The organism is Yoonia sp. JB2-21, from assembly GCF_055693545.1.
In genome coordinates this window covers 483,822-497,605 of the sequence record NZ_JBVFUC010000001.1, presented here as the reverse complement: position 1 = coordinate 497,605, position 13,784 = coordinate 483,822, and the positions used below count along the sequence as shown (strand labels likewise).

10 protein-coding genes are annotated in these 13,784 nt (G+C 50.0%); 9 read left to right on the top strand and 1 reads right to left on the bottom strand.

Translation table 11 applies throughout. The features are described from left to right. Positions 1–27 precede the first annotated feature (27 nt). The gene (gene alr, locus ACZ1G5_RS02420; protein WP_472731341.1) at positions 28–1,134 is read left to right on the top strand and encodes an alanine racemase; all 1,107 of its coding nucleotides are present in this window, start codon (positions 28–30) and stop codon (positions 1,132–1,134) included. After that, positions 1,131–2,618 (top strand): UDP-N-acetylmuramoyl-L-alanyl-D-glutamate--2,6-diaminopimelate ligase, encoded by a 1,488-nt coding sequence (locus ACZ1G5_RS02415; RefSeq protein ID WP_472731340.1) that lies wholly within the window; start codon positions 1,131–1,133, stop codon positions 2,616–2,618. The genes alr and ACZ1G5_RS02415 overlap by 4 nt, the downstream gene beginning before the upstream one ends. 21 nt (positions 2,619–2,639) lie before the next feature. Here the strand turns inward: ACZ1G5_RS02415 and ACZ1G5_RS02410 are convergent, their stop codons facing one another. Further along, complete coding sequence (locus tag ACZ1G5_RS02410; RefSeq protein WP_472734258.1) at positions 2,640–4,091, bottom strand: UDP-N-acetylmuramate--L-alanine ligase; 1,452 nt, start codon at positions 4,089–4,091, stop codon at positions 2,640–2,642. A 152-nt stretch (positions 4,092–4,243) separates the two neighbouring features. Between ACZ1G5_RS02410 and ACZ1G5_RS02405 the strand changes: the two genes are divergently transcribed. From ACZ1G5_RS02405 to ACZ1G5_RS02375, 7 genes are all read left to right on the top strand, one after another. Then, positions 4,244–5,221, top strand: coding sequence for a hypothetical protein (locus tag ACZ1G5_RS02405; protein WP_472731339.1), 978 nt, complete (start codon positions 4,244–4,246; stop codon positions 5,219–5,221). A 32-nt stretch (positions 5,222–5,253) separates the two neighbouring features. Then, positions 5,254–6,777 carry a Mur ligase family protein gene (locus ACZ1G5_RS02400; RefSeq protein ID WP_472731338.1) on the top strand — a complete coding sequence of 508 codons (1,524 nt, stop codon included), beginning with the start codon at positions 5,254–5,256 and terminating at the stop codon, positions 6,775–6,777. Then, complete coding sequence (locus tag ACZ1G5_RS02395; protein WP_472731337.1) at positions 6,774–9,146, top strand: PEP/pyruvate-binding domain-containing protein; 2,373 nt, start codon at positions 6,774–6,776, stop codon at positions 9,144–9,146. Before ACZ1G5_RS02400 ends, ACZ1G5_RS02395 begins: the two co-directional genes overlap by 4 nt. A 499-nt stretch (positions 9,147–9,645) precedes the next feature. Beyond that, positions 9,646–9,777, top strand: coding sequence for a hypothetical protein (locus tag ACZ1G5_RS02390; RefSeq protein ID WP_472731336.1), 132 nt, complete (start codon positions 9,646–9,648; stop codon positions 9,775–9,777). A 209-nt stretch (positions 9,778–9,986) separates the two neighbouring features. After that, positions 9,987–10,439: a hypothetical protein gene (locus tag ACZ1G5_RS02385; protein WP_472731335.1), complete on the top strand. Its 453-nt coding sequence runs from the start codon at positions 9,987–9,989 to the stop codon at positions 10,437–10,439. Beyond that, the gene (locus ACZ1G5_RS02380) at positions 10,436–12,559 is read left to right on the top strand and encodes a peptidase domain-containing ABC transporter (RefSeq protein ID WP_472731334.1); all 2,124 of its coding nucleotides are present in this window, start codon (positions 10,436–10,438) and stop codon (positions 12,557–12,559) included. Before ACZ1G5_RS02385 ends, ACZ1G5_RS02380 begins: the two co-directional genes overlap by 4 nt. Positions 12,560–12,756: 197 nt before the next feature. Continuing rightward, positions 12,757–13,677 carry a hypothetical protein gene (locus ACZ1G5_RS02375; RefSeq protein ID WP_472731333.1) on the top strand — a complete coding sequence of 307 codons (921 nt, stop codon included), beginning with the start codon at positions 12,757–12,759 and terminating at the stop codon, positions 13,675–13,677. The last annotated feature ends 107 nt before the right edge of the window (positions 13,678–13,784 follow it).

The following is a 13,784-nucleotide window of genomic DNA, read 5'->3' as shown; positions in this document are numbered from 1 at the left end:
CATAGCAATGAAGCAGAGGAAATTTAGATGGGTGGTGCGACGGTTCATATTGATTTCGACAGACTCACAGCGAACCTGCGCTCGTTAAAGCGCGCGTCACACCGACGTGACATTCTGGCCGTCCTAAAGAATGACGCATATGGTCATGGCTTGGTTGATATAGCCCAACACCTGCAAAAGCTTGACGTTCGCAATCTGGCCGTTGGAAACGTCCGGGAAGGCAAGCGCCTGCGCGGCAGCGGATACCCATGGAACATCCTCGTGTTGAGCCCGACGCGGGCAGATGAACTAGACATTGCGGTGCGCAACAGGCTTGAAATCACCATCGCTGATTGGGATCATTTTCAAGATGTCTCGGGTTGGCTTTGTATGGCAGGCAAAACGATTTCGGCTCATCTGAAGATCGACACGGGTTTGCGACGATATGGCTTCGCAGTGAACGACCGCCGTGTTTATAGCGTTGGCCAATCACCTGTTGTGAATGTCACCGGCGTATACTCTCACTTGGCGCGTCCAGATGACTGTGATACTCACTCCATTCGCGACCAGTTTGACAGACTGGCAACGATCAAGCGTGGATTTGAGGAACGGCAATACAGAGAAATAAAATTTCACATCTCGAGCAGCAGCGCGGCCCTGCTTGGCACCGACGATAACTTTGATATGTCCCGGATTGGTATAGCGCTGTTTGGCGTATACCCTGACAGGGCGTCGAAAAGCAGCAAAGTTATTTTGAAACCTGTTAAAGAGGTCCGCTCGTATCTATACACAATCCACGAAGTAGAGGCCGGTACCGCACTTGGATATTCCAGATGGAGACCAAAAACCGACGCGCGCATTGGTGTCGTCCCAACCGGCTATGCCGATGGGTTGTCCAGATCGGTTGCGCACAGTGGGTACGTCTTGGTGGAGGGGCAATATGCAAAGATTGTTGGTGAAATCGCGGGGAATAGCATGATGATTGATGTGACGAACATCGAAGGTGCTAAACGGGATACACTTGTGACAATCATGGGTGAAAACAAGTGTAAGAAAATTGATGCGGACGACATCGCGCGTTGGAGCGGCTCACTCAACACAGAGATCCTTGTCAACTTAGGACAATCGAAATACGCGAGACCATGTTTAACATGAAATTGAAGCTAAAACAGTTGTTAGAGGCATTGCCAGGCGCCAAGCACACAGGCCTCACCGACAGAGAAATAACCTCCATTTCACTAGACTCCAGAACCGCGGTCGACGGTTCTATTTTTGCTTGCGTACCGGGAAAGGTGGGTGCAAATAAAGATCGGTTAGAGTTCGTGGAGGATGCGCTTCGACGAGGATGCAAGTGTCTGTTGATGCCATCCGACGCGAAAGCATTATTTCAAAGAGATGATATTACCAGAATATTTGTCGATGATGTCAGACAAGCGACAGCTCAGCTTGCTTGTCGTCTCTTCAATGATCCAAGCTTTGACCTTCATCTGATAGGCGTGACCGGGACAAATGGGAAAACGACAGTTACACAAATAACCAGTCAAATACTAACCCGTCTGGGCGTTGCGAATGCGAATATTGGCAATCTGGGGTTGAATGCGCCAAATACTGCGATTTCTCATCGCGGCAATACGCCTGAGGCACCGCTCTTGCAAGAGTATCTCAGAAACCTCGTTGATCAGGGTATTGGTACCGTGACGATGGAGGCATCGTCGCATGCACTTGATCAGGATCGCGTCCACGGATGCGACTTCGACGTCGCGGTATTTACCAACCTGTCGCAAGATCACCTGGACTATCACGGTGATATGGACAGCTACCTGACTAGCAAATCACGCCTGTTTTCTAGTCTGCGCCAGCCGGCCGACGGAGAAGGACCTAAATGGGCGGTATTGAACGCCGATGCGAAAGAAAGCAAAAGGCTTGAACAGATCACGAACGCCAATATTCTCCGCTATGGCATCGACAATCCTGTTGCTGATTTTACTGCAACTGACATCAGATTGGCTCGCTCCGGCGTCGCATTCACGGTGACCGCACCTGACGGTAAGACAAACGATATCCAAACCAATTTCATTGGATATTTCAATGTTTACAATATTCTCGCTGCGCTTACTGCACTACATGCGTCAGGATACGGGATGAGCGATCTTGCCGCCACTCTCTCGGATGTCTTTCCCCCACCCGGGCGCATGCAGGTCGTCAACGGTCAGACCAACCGCGCTATCGTTGATTTCGCACATACGCCAGACGCGATGAGAAGCTGTGTCTCCAGCGTCAAACCTTTCACCAAAGGGCGGGTCATCGTCGTGTTTGGATGTGGTGGCGACCGGGATATTGATAAGCGGCCATTGATGGGAAAGATAGCAACTGAACTTGCAGATCACGTCATCATCACGTCTGACAACCCAAGAAGTGAGGCACCAGCAAAGATTGCCGACGCAATAGCACAAGGCAGCAAAAGCAAAAACTATGAGATCATCCTGGATCGCAAAGAAGCCATCAGCCGAGCTTTGACTGAGTGTAAGGAAGAAGACTACGTGCTGGTTCTAGGCAAAGGTGATGAGACGCATCAAATCATTGGAACCCAGACCATTCCATTCAGTGACATCGAAGTTATCAAATCTCTCATCGCGTGAAGGTCGTCGTTTGGCGTGTTGTCAAGCGTTGCTTTCCATGAAAACCCTTACGCGCATTGGCTGTACATCACGCGCTGCGGTCGCCAACGATTGGGCCAACTCTCCAGCTTTCCCAGTGCCAAAGACGATAGTTACCACGTGATCATGTCCAAGCGAGGTTACATGGTCGACTGTTGTTCGAGGATCTTCGTGGAATAAAACTCTGTCCTGCGCATTGTGTGTTTCGAGCAGCGCCCTCAGGTCCGGGACGTCTCCGCCAGCATCACGCCCCTCATATATCTTCGTGAAAATCGCTACGTCAGCACTGTTCAAGGCGTTCAAATACTGCACAAAAAACGTAACTGTCCGCGATACTGTGGCTGGTTCAACGACTGCTACGATCCGACTATCTGGGTGATGACTTCTTAGCGCAGCGAGTGTTTTGGCAATTGCTGATGGGTGATGACCATTGTCATCGTAAACGCGGCAGCGGCTGTCTGAGTACAGCAATTGCTGTCTTCTTTCCACCCCTTCAAAAGAGCTTGCACCCTTCACAAGCGCATCAACGTCCCAATCCGCCGCCAAAGCAGTCGCGACCACAGCCAGTAAGTTTTCTGCATTATGCGCGCCAAGAATCGGAACATGAGACAGCTCTATCTCGACAGCACCGCGTATAACCAAATCCACACAATCGGGCGCCACATTCTTAACGTAGCCATGGATCTCTGAGGCGTCCACACCCACAGGGGCATTCAACTGTCCGATATTATATGAGAAAACACGAAGGTCATTGTCATCAATCACTTGTCGACAACGCTCGATAAGCAACTGACAGCCTGCATCTCCGGAATTTACGATTAATGCACCGCCGGGCCTGATGCATCCTACAAACTTCTCAAAGCTTTTTACACACTCGCCGAGACCTTTAAAATAGTCGGGATGATCCCATTCAATATTTAAGATCAATGCGAGCTCTGGCCGATAATGAAGAAAGTTATCATTATATTCATCGGCCTCTACGACGAATATCTCTCCGTTGCCGCGGCGGCTATTTGACTGCCAATTCAATGCATGCCCCCCCACTAGAATTGACGGATCCAATCCCTGGGATTCTGCGATTGTGCCCAGCATAGCTGTTGTCGTCGTCTTACCGTGCGTTCCAGCGACCGCCACGCATGGTTTGTCCGCAATCAGATACGTCGACAAAAATTCCTGCCAAGTCATCGCCTTTCCACGTTCAATAGCGACTGTCACTTCTTCTGGCGTTTTGCTGCGTTGCCTTAGTGTAGCCGGGCTAATGACAATCAGATCATTTTCATCAACATGTCTAATATCATGATGGTTCGATACGCGGATGTTTGCTGAGGTTAAATCACGGTGAACCGAATCATTGAAGTTGTTATCGCAACCGCTAACTTCAAATCCATTCTGTGCGGCAAGTTTGGCGACACCCGACACGCCTTTCCCGTAAATACCGATGAAATGGACTCGCAATTTGAGTTCTCCCGTCAAATAAAAAGTATGCCTGTAGCGATTACTCTATCTTCAGCTAATCTGAAAGATCAAAGGTTACCATAATGCATAATCGGCCAATTGACGCGAATCTCCAGAATGAACTTGTAGAATACTGCAGGAACCTACTATGTATGGATTTAGAAGTTGTCGCTTTAACCGGGTCAACTGCTAATGGCTTGGCGACTTCCCGCTCAGATATCGATTTAGTAGCGATACCAAGATCGCAGAACTTCAATAAGAGTCCTTGCTATGCCGGTGGTGTTTTTCAGAATAAGGTGACCGACATATATATCGCGTCTCTGAGTGAGATTGATCGAATATCCGAACTCATTGATAGCGAATGCTATATTGGACTTTCACCAAGCGACGTTTCGCTCATGGAGAAATTGACATCGGCGGTTGCGCTAGTTGGTGATCAAAGACTGAGTCGGTTTCACGATCCAATTGTTCGCAAGCAATACTACAAAAAGGTTTCTCTGCGCCAACGCCAGGTCGCTATCAATCTGTTTGATGATGTGTGTGGATCGCTGGTCGATGCTAGGTATCTGTCATCGATTGAGTCACTTCGTGGACTGCTATGGAGAGAGATCGAAGCACTTCTTTGCCTGCACGGGGATGCGAATGGACGCAGCAAATGGATACCAGCCCGGCTTGAAAAATGTTCCGCTATCCCTTTACAAATAAGAGAAAAATTTATTTCGACCTACTTCCTTTTTGGCCTCGGATCGGCAGAGGGCAGCCAGGCTTGGCTGGCCGAGGCTCTTAAGTTTCATACTGAGCTGCAGCACCATTACTTTGCTGCCGATGGCCAGATCCCAGCACGAGAAGCAACAAGCTCGTGGGCAGAATGTGATTGGAATATTGCGAAGCCATTGTTCCTTCTCATCAATAACGACAATTGGTATGTCAAGGGTCCAGAAGTTGCAGGTCTAATTGATCCACTAGTCGCTAAAGCCTGCCTTCTCGCATGCGTTCCATCTAGTCGACCTGAATTGGAATCATCGTTTGAACAGCTACTCTCTATGGACCAGCAACCTCGTTCATACGGCGACCCGAGAGATCTTATTGACGTATTAGTGGAATCAAAGTTGATTTCACTTAAGCATTAAGCGTGGCATTAAGCGTGATAAATGAGTTAAATATGATACGCAGCAGTGCAGTAATAAACCTGATCTCTGATATCGATCACGTGGTATTACATGGCAACGGCGAGGAAGAAGTGCAGTACGTCACTATAGACTCTCGCGCGGTCAAAAACGGCGCACTTTTCATAGCGAGAAAGGGTGAAAATGTTGATGGCCGTATTTTCATTCGTGACGCGATCAAGAGCGGTGCTAAAGCGATAATTGCCGAGCAGGATGACTTTGATCCAGATTGGCTACCTCAAGAATCCGGTGCCACGGACTACGTTTTCGTATTAATTCAGAATATTGATCGATATTTAGATGGAATCCTCAGAGAGTTCTACGATGATCCATGCCGTAGGGTTAATATGATTGGGGTAACTGGAACAAATGGGAAAACGACAACTGTTGAGTTTCTGACAAATGCCCTGCGGTCATGCGGTGAACGTGTTGGTCGAATTTGTAGTTCTGGTGTTTTTTGCGACGATACATGTATCAGAAGAGGGAAGCGGACAGCGACAATCCCACCAATTGATGAACTTTATGCGCTCATCGCTCTTATGGCGAACGAGGGTGTCGATCACGTTATATTGGAGACCTCTTCATCGGCGCTGACATCTGGACGGCTGGATGGTCTTGCGTTTGACCTGGGCATTTTTACGAGTTTCAGCAGAGATCATCTTAATCGTCATGGAACGATGGAGAACTACCGTACAGCCAAGTTGAAGCTATTTGCGCGTTCAAACATCGCGGTCGTCAATCAGGACGACGTAGGGACCCATGCCGTTACGAGCGTCTGCGAAAACGTCGTCTTTGTGTCAGGAGAGAAAATAAGTTCAGATACAGCGATAGCAGCCGTTTCGGCCAAATTTTCGAGTAAGGGGATCACTTACACCCTTTGGGATCGACGTTTTGGAGAGTTGGAAGAAGTTTCCCTGCCCGTGTTCGGCCGTGGGAGTTTCACCTGCTCTTTGCTGGCGTTGTCAGTTATTTCGATCCTGGATTTAGACCTTGGACAAGCCATTCAAGGACTGAGTGCAATGGAGGTAATAAGCGCGAGAATGGAGAAGATTGCACATGACGATTTTGTCGTCATTTACGATTGTTCTCATACCGCAGCATCATTGGACAATGCCCTTTCAGCGCTCAGACTTCACTTTCACTCGCTGGCTGAGAAAGGCGTGGTTGCGGTTTTCTCTTTAGACAAGAATCGTGATCCGGGAGGGTGCGATGATATCGGAAACTGTCTTGGTACGCATTGCGACCATGTACTTCTTACTGAGCCTGGGGTCGATCATAAGATCGGGAATGGCTTCGAACATTTGGTGACAATAGAGAACGTGATCGCCCAACTTGGTGTCAGACATGAAACGATCCCGAAACGGGATGTCGCAATTCGATCAGCGATCAAACAATCGCATGGAAAGATCCTCTACGTCTCTGGTTGGGATCCTATGCACCTGCACACTGATGGTCGGCTCGAGCTCAACACAGACTACGACATCATAAATGCGTCAATCGCCGGAGCAGAGCCACGATGAACAAACGAATGTCTCAAGACTTTGTGTTTGGCACAAAGGCACAGAACCTCTTGCAGCTTTTCGGGCAGCTGGATCGCAGCGAAATACCGGAGTTATGTACGGTGCGTCTTGGCGATTGGCATGATAATCCAGTCGCTGTAGCGACAGAGATTAGGCGTAGATTTGCCTGTCCCGTTATCGTCAGAAGTACCGCGCCGGATGAGGACGGCTGCGACGAGTCTTGGATCGGATATTTCCAAAGCGTTGGAAATGTTTCCTCATCGAACCCCGATGAGTTGCACGATGCAATCAAGCGGGTTCAAGACAGCTATTATCGTGCCTACGCCGATGTCACAGATCATCAGGTGATGGTTCAGCGTATGGCCGTCCAGACCACAGGTAGCGGCGTCATCCTGACAAGAGATCCGACAAGTGGTGCACCGTACTATGTGATTAGCCATGACGATACAGCCTCTCAGACGGCTAATGTTACGGCTGGAGCAACTGGTCGCATTACAAGGATCATGAAATCCCATTCCTTCGATGCCGTAGATATCAGCCCTTTGAAAAAGAAGCTTATTCATATGGCGCAGGAGCTAGAAGAGTTATGCGGCTCCAATGCGCTTAATATTGAATACGCCATCTCGGCCACTGGGCAAGTTCTTCTGCTTCAAGTTCGTCGTTTGGTCGGACTGCCCGTCGCGAACGATACCACTTTCCACAACGCATTTGATGCGGTTTTGCGCAAGCTGAACAATGATCTCCAAACACCTGTCAGTGTGGCGGGTGCACGAACATGTTACAGTGATATGTGCGACTGGAACCCTGCCGAGATTATCGGCAGCCGTCCGCAGCGGCTTGCGTCTTCACTATATGAGGCAATTTTTCTGAACAAAGCGTGGCGGGACGGTCGTTCTGTTCTGGGGTACCGAAATCCGAAACCTCATTCCCTCTTACGCCTATATGGCGGGCACCCCTACATCGATGTTCGCAACTGTTTCAACTCACTCATCCCTGATACCACCTCAAACGCATTGGCGCATAAGATCGTTGATGCTTGTATCGACATGCTCGAACGTTCGCCCGAGTTACATGACAAGGTCGAATTCGAAGTTATCCCGTCATGCCTAACCCTTGATTTTGATACCTACGCAGCGCCACGCTTTTGTCATGCAGGTCTAACAAACGAAGACATCGCGCAGTTTCGCAGCCAGCTACTTAAGCTGACAAATAGCATCATTCTTGAGGAGAACGCGCGACTGTCCAGTACTGGTGACGCGATCAAGGCCTCGGATCGCTATCTGGCCCATTATGACCAAACAACCGGTTCGACTGATACCATCGAGCGAAAACTACGTTTGCTTCTTGAAGCGTGCGAGAAGAACATTGCAGTACCATTTTCGACTGCTGTACGATGCTTTTTCGTCGGCGATGCCCTATTGAAGTCGGCAGTGCGCGAAGGCTCGTTAACGCTAGAAGACTATACCAAGTTTTATGGAAGTGTCGAAACTATCACGAGCGACTTTGTTCGCGACACCAAGCGGCTCGGAGAAGGGACAATCAGCAAGAAGACGTATCTTGAACGATACGGTCATTTGAGACCAGGAACTTATGACATCTCGGTAAAGTCCTATAACGAGGAAGAATCATATTTTTCGATCACTGAAGCCTCCGCTTCTCATGAAGGGGCAGAAGATCCCCCGTTCGTCATGGCAGTGTCTGATGTTGAAGCGTTGAACACTAGGTTCTCCGACATGGGATATGCCTTCAGTCTCGATACTCTCTTGCATTTTACGCGGCGTGCATCCCAATCGCGCGAACTTTTAAAATTCCAGCTTTCGAAGTACATTAACAGAGCGTTCGACCTTTGCCAGCAACGCGCGCAAGAGTACGGTATCAGTCTAGACAGGGTCGGCCATCTGAACATCCATGACCTATTGGCCAGCGAAGGTGAAGCTGCCGAGATTCGGCGAGACACGTTTGCGGCGATAATTTCTGCAGAACAACAAACATGGCGTAACCAATGTAATTTTGAGATGCCGGAATTGATATTCAACCCCGAAGACTTGCTTCAGGTCGGGAAAGGTTCTGCAAGGCCCAATTTTGTATCGCAAAAAAGTATAAACGCCGAAAGTTTTCGTCTCAACGGATGCGATCCAGCGTCTACTTTTGATAACCTGCAGGGTCGCATTTGCTTGGTAGAAAGCTGCGACCCCGGTTATGACTGGATATTCACAAAGGGTATTGTTGGATTGGTCACAAAATACGGCGGTGCTGCATCTCATATGGCGCTCAGAGCAGCAGAACTCAATCTGCCAGCCGCTATTGGTTGCGGTTCGGCTATTTTTGACGCGTTAGAGTTCGGAAAGGATGACTATGCTGGATTGTAAAAAACAAATAATTCGGCAGTTTTGAAATGCTGTGAGATTTCTCAGATCTGTGCTCTTTGTGATAAACCTTAAAGATGAGCGGCGTAATATAAAATAGCAATCACCGGGCGCGTCCGGTGATTGCTATAGATTTGGCAATTGAGGCACTTCAGTTCTTATAATCACTTAAAAACTCGCGCAATGAACTCAGAAAACTCTAATCAAAGATGTATAATGCACTTTTAATATTTCATTATCAACACGTTAGATGTATAGAGTGCTAACCGACGTAGTGCCGATAATTATGCGTAGTGATGAAAGTGAGATACGTCAATCATGCTTTCTTTAATCTTGTGCTCCCGCGAAACCATTCCTTCTTGCAGAGATTTATCTAATCGTGCAGTTTCCTGCCGATTGAAAGGCGGCGCGTTGTTTTCGCACTAAAAGTGTATATAGTTCTTTTCATCCGTGGCGCCGTGAAGGCGTTGCGGTGTATTCTGAAACCATTTGGAGTAAGAAGATGAAAAAAGAAATCAATGAAGAGACAAAAGCCCCCGCAATTCGCGAGCTGACAAAAGAAGAGATGCTTCTTGTGTCTGGCGGACGCCTGTCCGCGTCACGCGGCGGTGGTGGTGGCGGCTTTATGTCCTGATCACAAGCCCCTTCCTGAAACAGTAGTTGGGAAGGGGCACCCGCGTTAGTGTATCGCGAGTAACATCAAATGATAAATCAGTACATCAGAAATTAGAGCGTTGGTGATGCAACAGGTGCTGTGTGACTAATTCAAAACGAGACGACAAGGCGGAGGCATTTGAGGGCGGCCAGGCGCATAAACTCTTTCGACGTGCCGCGCATGATGCCGTGAATGAAGCGGCGTTTCTCCAACAGGTAGAGTTGCGTAACAAGGTCACGCCTGCGCTTGCATGGGCTTTTTCAATTCCGGTTTTTCTAGCTGTCGCGATGCTGCTTAACGTTCCCATTAAACTCAACACGCGCATTGAAGGTGTCATGTCCGGCACACCAACGGCGCCGGTGCTAACTGTGACGGCATCCACCGGACAGCGAATATCAGAAGCGATCCAGGCGGGAGACGACCACATCTACTGGTCACAGAAACCGACATCAACCTTTTCGACCGGCTCAGAACGCTTGATAGTCCGGGATGTGACTTTTGAGAAAGATTTTGCTGTGATCTCTCTTCAAGCGTCAGATCCCCTGCAAATCATCGCGCCCAGTTCTGTAACGCCACATCAATTCTTTCTGCCAGTCGCCGAACTAAACCTGATTGATGTGTTGATGGGCAAAGGCAAGTGACAGTATTTAATCTAGGGTTGTTTGAACGTGACATTCTTCAGGAGGATCGCGCCGACTGCGGGATAGCTTCTCTTGCGATTGTTAGCAGTATTTTTGGTAACCCTGTAGATTTGGCAGTGTTGAAGTCTCGCTTTCGTACCCCAGCAGATGGGACAAGCCTTCTTGATCTTCTGCTCATCTCAAGGGAGCTGGGCATGACAGGGCGCGCTGTACGGCTGGAACTGGATCACCTAAAGCAACTGGCGTTGCCGGCAATCCTGCACGTCGGGATGTATCACTTCGTCGTGCTGGAACGCGTGGAAGGTGATCGATTTCTAGTCCGAGATCCCGCCATAGGCCGTGTTGAGCTTGGTCGCACAGAGATGTCAGCGCGTTTCACAGGGGTTGCCTTATCCTTTGCATCACAATCTGATTTCAGTGATCTGGGTGCCTTGAAGTCGTTAAGTCTGGCTTCGATCCTTGCCGCGCTACCCGGTGCCAAGCGGCGGCTGGCGCTGATCGCGGTCGTCGCACTGGGAACCCAGTTGGGGCTTTTTCTCTTTCCGCTGTTCATCAAGTTTGTGATGGCATTCGTACTACAACCTCAGAACCCAGACATGCTAGGGCCCGCGCTTCTTGTCGCGGCTGGGGCAGTCGCTATCGTCGCAGTGTTCCGTGGTCTGAGGCAGTCGCTAACCGACCAATTCGTCCAAGATATTGACTACGTGCTGGCGAGATACCTCAATCGAACAATACTACGGCTTGATTTCAGATTTTTTCATCGGAAGTCGACAGGAATGATTGGGCAGTATTTTTCCGCTCTCAGGATCGTGCGCTCGCTTTTGTCAGAAGGAAGCATCGACGCGCTTGTCGAGCTATCAACGTTGGTCGTTTTGCTGGCCTTGTGTTTTCTTCTTAGCCCACTTGTTGGTGCCGTCCTTGTGGGATTTGTAGCGCTTTATCTCGGGACCGTACTTACCATCTTGCGTAAGAGGCAGGTGCCATTGCGCCAATCCATGATAACTTACGCAGAAGAAGGCACCTGTCTGCGCGAAAACCTTCACAACATGCAGGTCATCAAGACAAACGGTCTGGAAGCAATCCGGGATCTGATCTGGCAGACGAGTTATGAACGCGCCTCACAAAGTACGGTTGCGCTGCGACGACTCGACGGCCGGGCTGCGATGGTTGGTGAGGCGATCCTATCCATGACGCGATTTTCACTCGTCGGTTTAGGCTGCGTCGTCTACCTTCAAGGTACGCTTACGTTAAGCGGGTTCTTCGGGTTGATGTTCTATATCCTTCTCGTGACGGGTATGCTGACGGCATTTACCAGCAAGGTTGGGCGACTGTGGGATATTTCGCTTTACCTGCGTGACCTGAGCACATTGGCGCTTGAACCGACAGATCACTTGTCAGATTTTGGCTTGGATCACGAAGCAAACCGCGCAGATGTACAAAACGTTACAAACGAGGCGCTTGCGCTTAAGGATGTCGCATTTCGGTACGAAGCAGATCAGCCACGCGTCCTGACACGGGTAAACTTGACCGTGAATAAATCTGAAATCGTCGCAATCACCGGCCCGTCTGGGGCAGGGAAAAGCACCTTGCTCAAACTTATCCTGGGTCTGTATCCTGTGGAGCAGGGAACAATCCACTGGGCAGGCCATCCGCTTGAAAGGTATTCGAGGTCTGCCCTGAATGGCGTGGTGGCAACAGTCATGCAGGAAGACCAGTTGTTTAGTGGCACCGTTGTGCAAAACATTACCGGTTTTGCAACGGCCCCAGACCTCGCAAGGGTCAGATTGGCCTGTGACCAAGCATCTGCGACAGGGTTTGTCAGTCGAATGCGGGGCGGACTTTACACGCCTGTTACTGGTAATGGCAGCGCATTAAGTGCTGGAGAACGTCAAAGGTTGTTCTTGGCGCGCGCGCTCTATCAGAGTGCTGACATTCTGGTGCTGGACGAGTTCACGGGCAATCTGGATGGAGCAACAGAGACCGAAATATTCGCGACACTGCGACAGCTTGGCAAAACCGTATTGATGACGGCACATCGCGCGACAACGATCGCTGAGGCCGATCGCATCTATCATCTCGACCCAGCAATGCGGAACCTTGTTGAGGTACACAGCGCGTGACACCGATTAATCCTGCGTATCAAATAGATTTGACGCATGTGCTGAAATTGGGCATCGTCCGATATTTTCTTCCCATGGAAGGGAAAGACTCCACGGGCCGACCGCTATTGGAAGGGCGCTCTTTGCGGTGGCCGCCTGCAGCGAACGACTACAGCATATGCCGCTATCCCGGCGTCCGGCGCAATCATGAGCTCCCCATGAATGTTGCCGCGTTACGGCATTTTATGGCGCTGCAAGCAGAAGTCCTTGCTTATTTCAAACATCTGTCAAAAGAAGTTGCTGCCACTGCACCGCAACAAGACCGAGTTTGGCATGCACTTCGCGTGGCGCATGCGGCGTATCACTCGCCGAAAATCACTCTGATTGCGGGCGCCAAACCTGTTGCGCCAGATCCTGTCAAGGCGACTGCAGCGAAAGTTGGACATGGCGTGTATGAGGCCTGCTTGGCCGCGATTAGCGGTGGGGTATCAGGCGTAACATCGGCATCCGATCTGGCAGACTATGCCGAAGCCTCAGGTCGACTGATCGGGCGCAATGAGGTTTGCGCTGGTCCTCGGAACCTGATCGAAGCGGTAATTGCAGCAATGCAGTCTGGCTATGGGCACGCAGCGGATACTGTCCCCGGCATCAGAGGAGCGCTGGCTGAATTCTTATGGCAAGCTGAGACACTTGCCCAAGCGAATACTTACGTTGCACTAGCATCACTTGCGCGAAATTGTGGTGTAAGCACATTCGATGGTCTCGTTTCAGAGGCGCGGATCACGTTCCCCAATGCCCTTGAACTTTTACACTCAGTCGCGGATAGCAGTCCTCCGGCAAAGGGGTTCTTGGCGGCGTATGCGCAATCAAATTCGGACAAGGTACAACGGCTGGCCAACGAGGTTTTGACCCTCGCCCCTAACGATCCCATGCTGGATAGTCTTGGTCCGCAACTGCGCGCTGCAACGCCCGCCGCAATTGCATCACTTGATGCAGGTTGCGTAGATGCTGGTCTGGTTCTACCTTATCATCTGCCTTTCGACGGGAACGAAGCCAGTCTATTTTTCGGCATACTCCACGGACCCCGCAATGCTTCGACCCTCGGCATGGATGGGCCTTTGGTGAACTATGACCAATGACGCACAACCCTTCGATCCAGGCGACGTCTGCCTTTGAATGGATGAACGCTAAGTAGCAATCCGCTACCTGCCCACATCAGAAACCGGTAATCCCCCCATTTTTAATG

Bases quoted from the DNA above. Each gene is read 5' to 3' on its own strand.
- ACZ1G5_RS02400 (WP_472731338.1), top strand. From the start codon at position 5,254: ATGATACGCAGCAGTGCAGTAATAAACCTGATCTCTGATATCGATCAC.
- ACZ1G5_RS02405 (WP_472731339.1), top strand. From the start codon at position 4,244: ATGGATTTAGAAGTTGTCGCTTTAACCGGGTCAACTGCTAATGGCTTG.
- ACZ1G5_RS02375 (WP_472731333.1), top strand. From the start codon at position 12,757: ATGAATGTTGCCGCGTTACGGCATTTTATGGCGCTGCAAGCAGAAGTC.
- alr (WP_472731341.1), top strand. From the start codon at position 28: ATGGGTGGTGCGACGGTTCATATTGATTTCGACAGACTCACAGCGAAC.
- ACZ1G5_RS02395 (WP_472731337.1), top strand. From the start codon at position 6,774: ATGAACAAACGAATGTCTCAAGACTTTGTGTTTGGCACAAAGGCACAG.
- ACZ1G5_RS02390 (WP_472731336.1), top strand. From the start codon at position 9,646: ATGAAAAAAGAAATCAATGAAGAGACAAAAGCCCCCGCAATTCGCGAG.
- ACZ1G5_RS02415 (WP_472731340.1), top strand. From the start codon at position 1,131: ATGAAATTGAAGCTAAAACAGTTGTTAGAGGCATTGCCAGGCGCCAAG.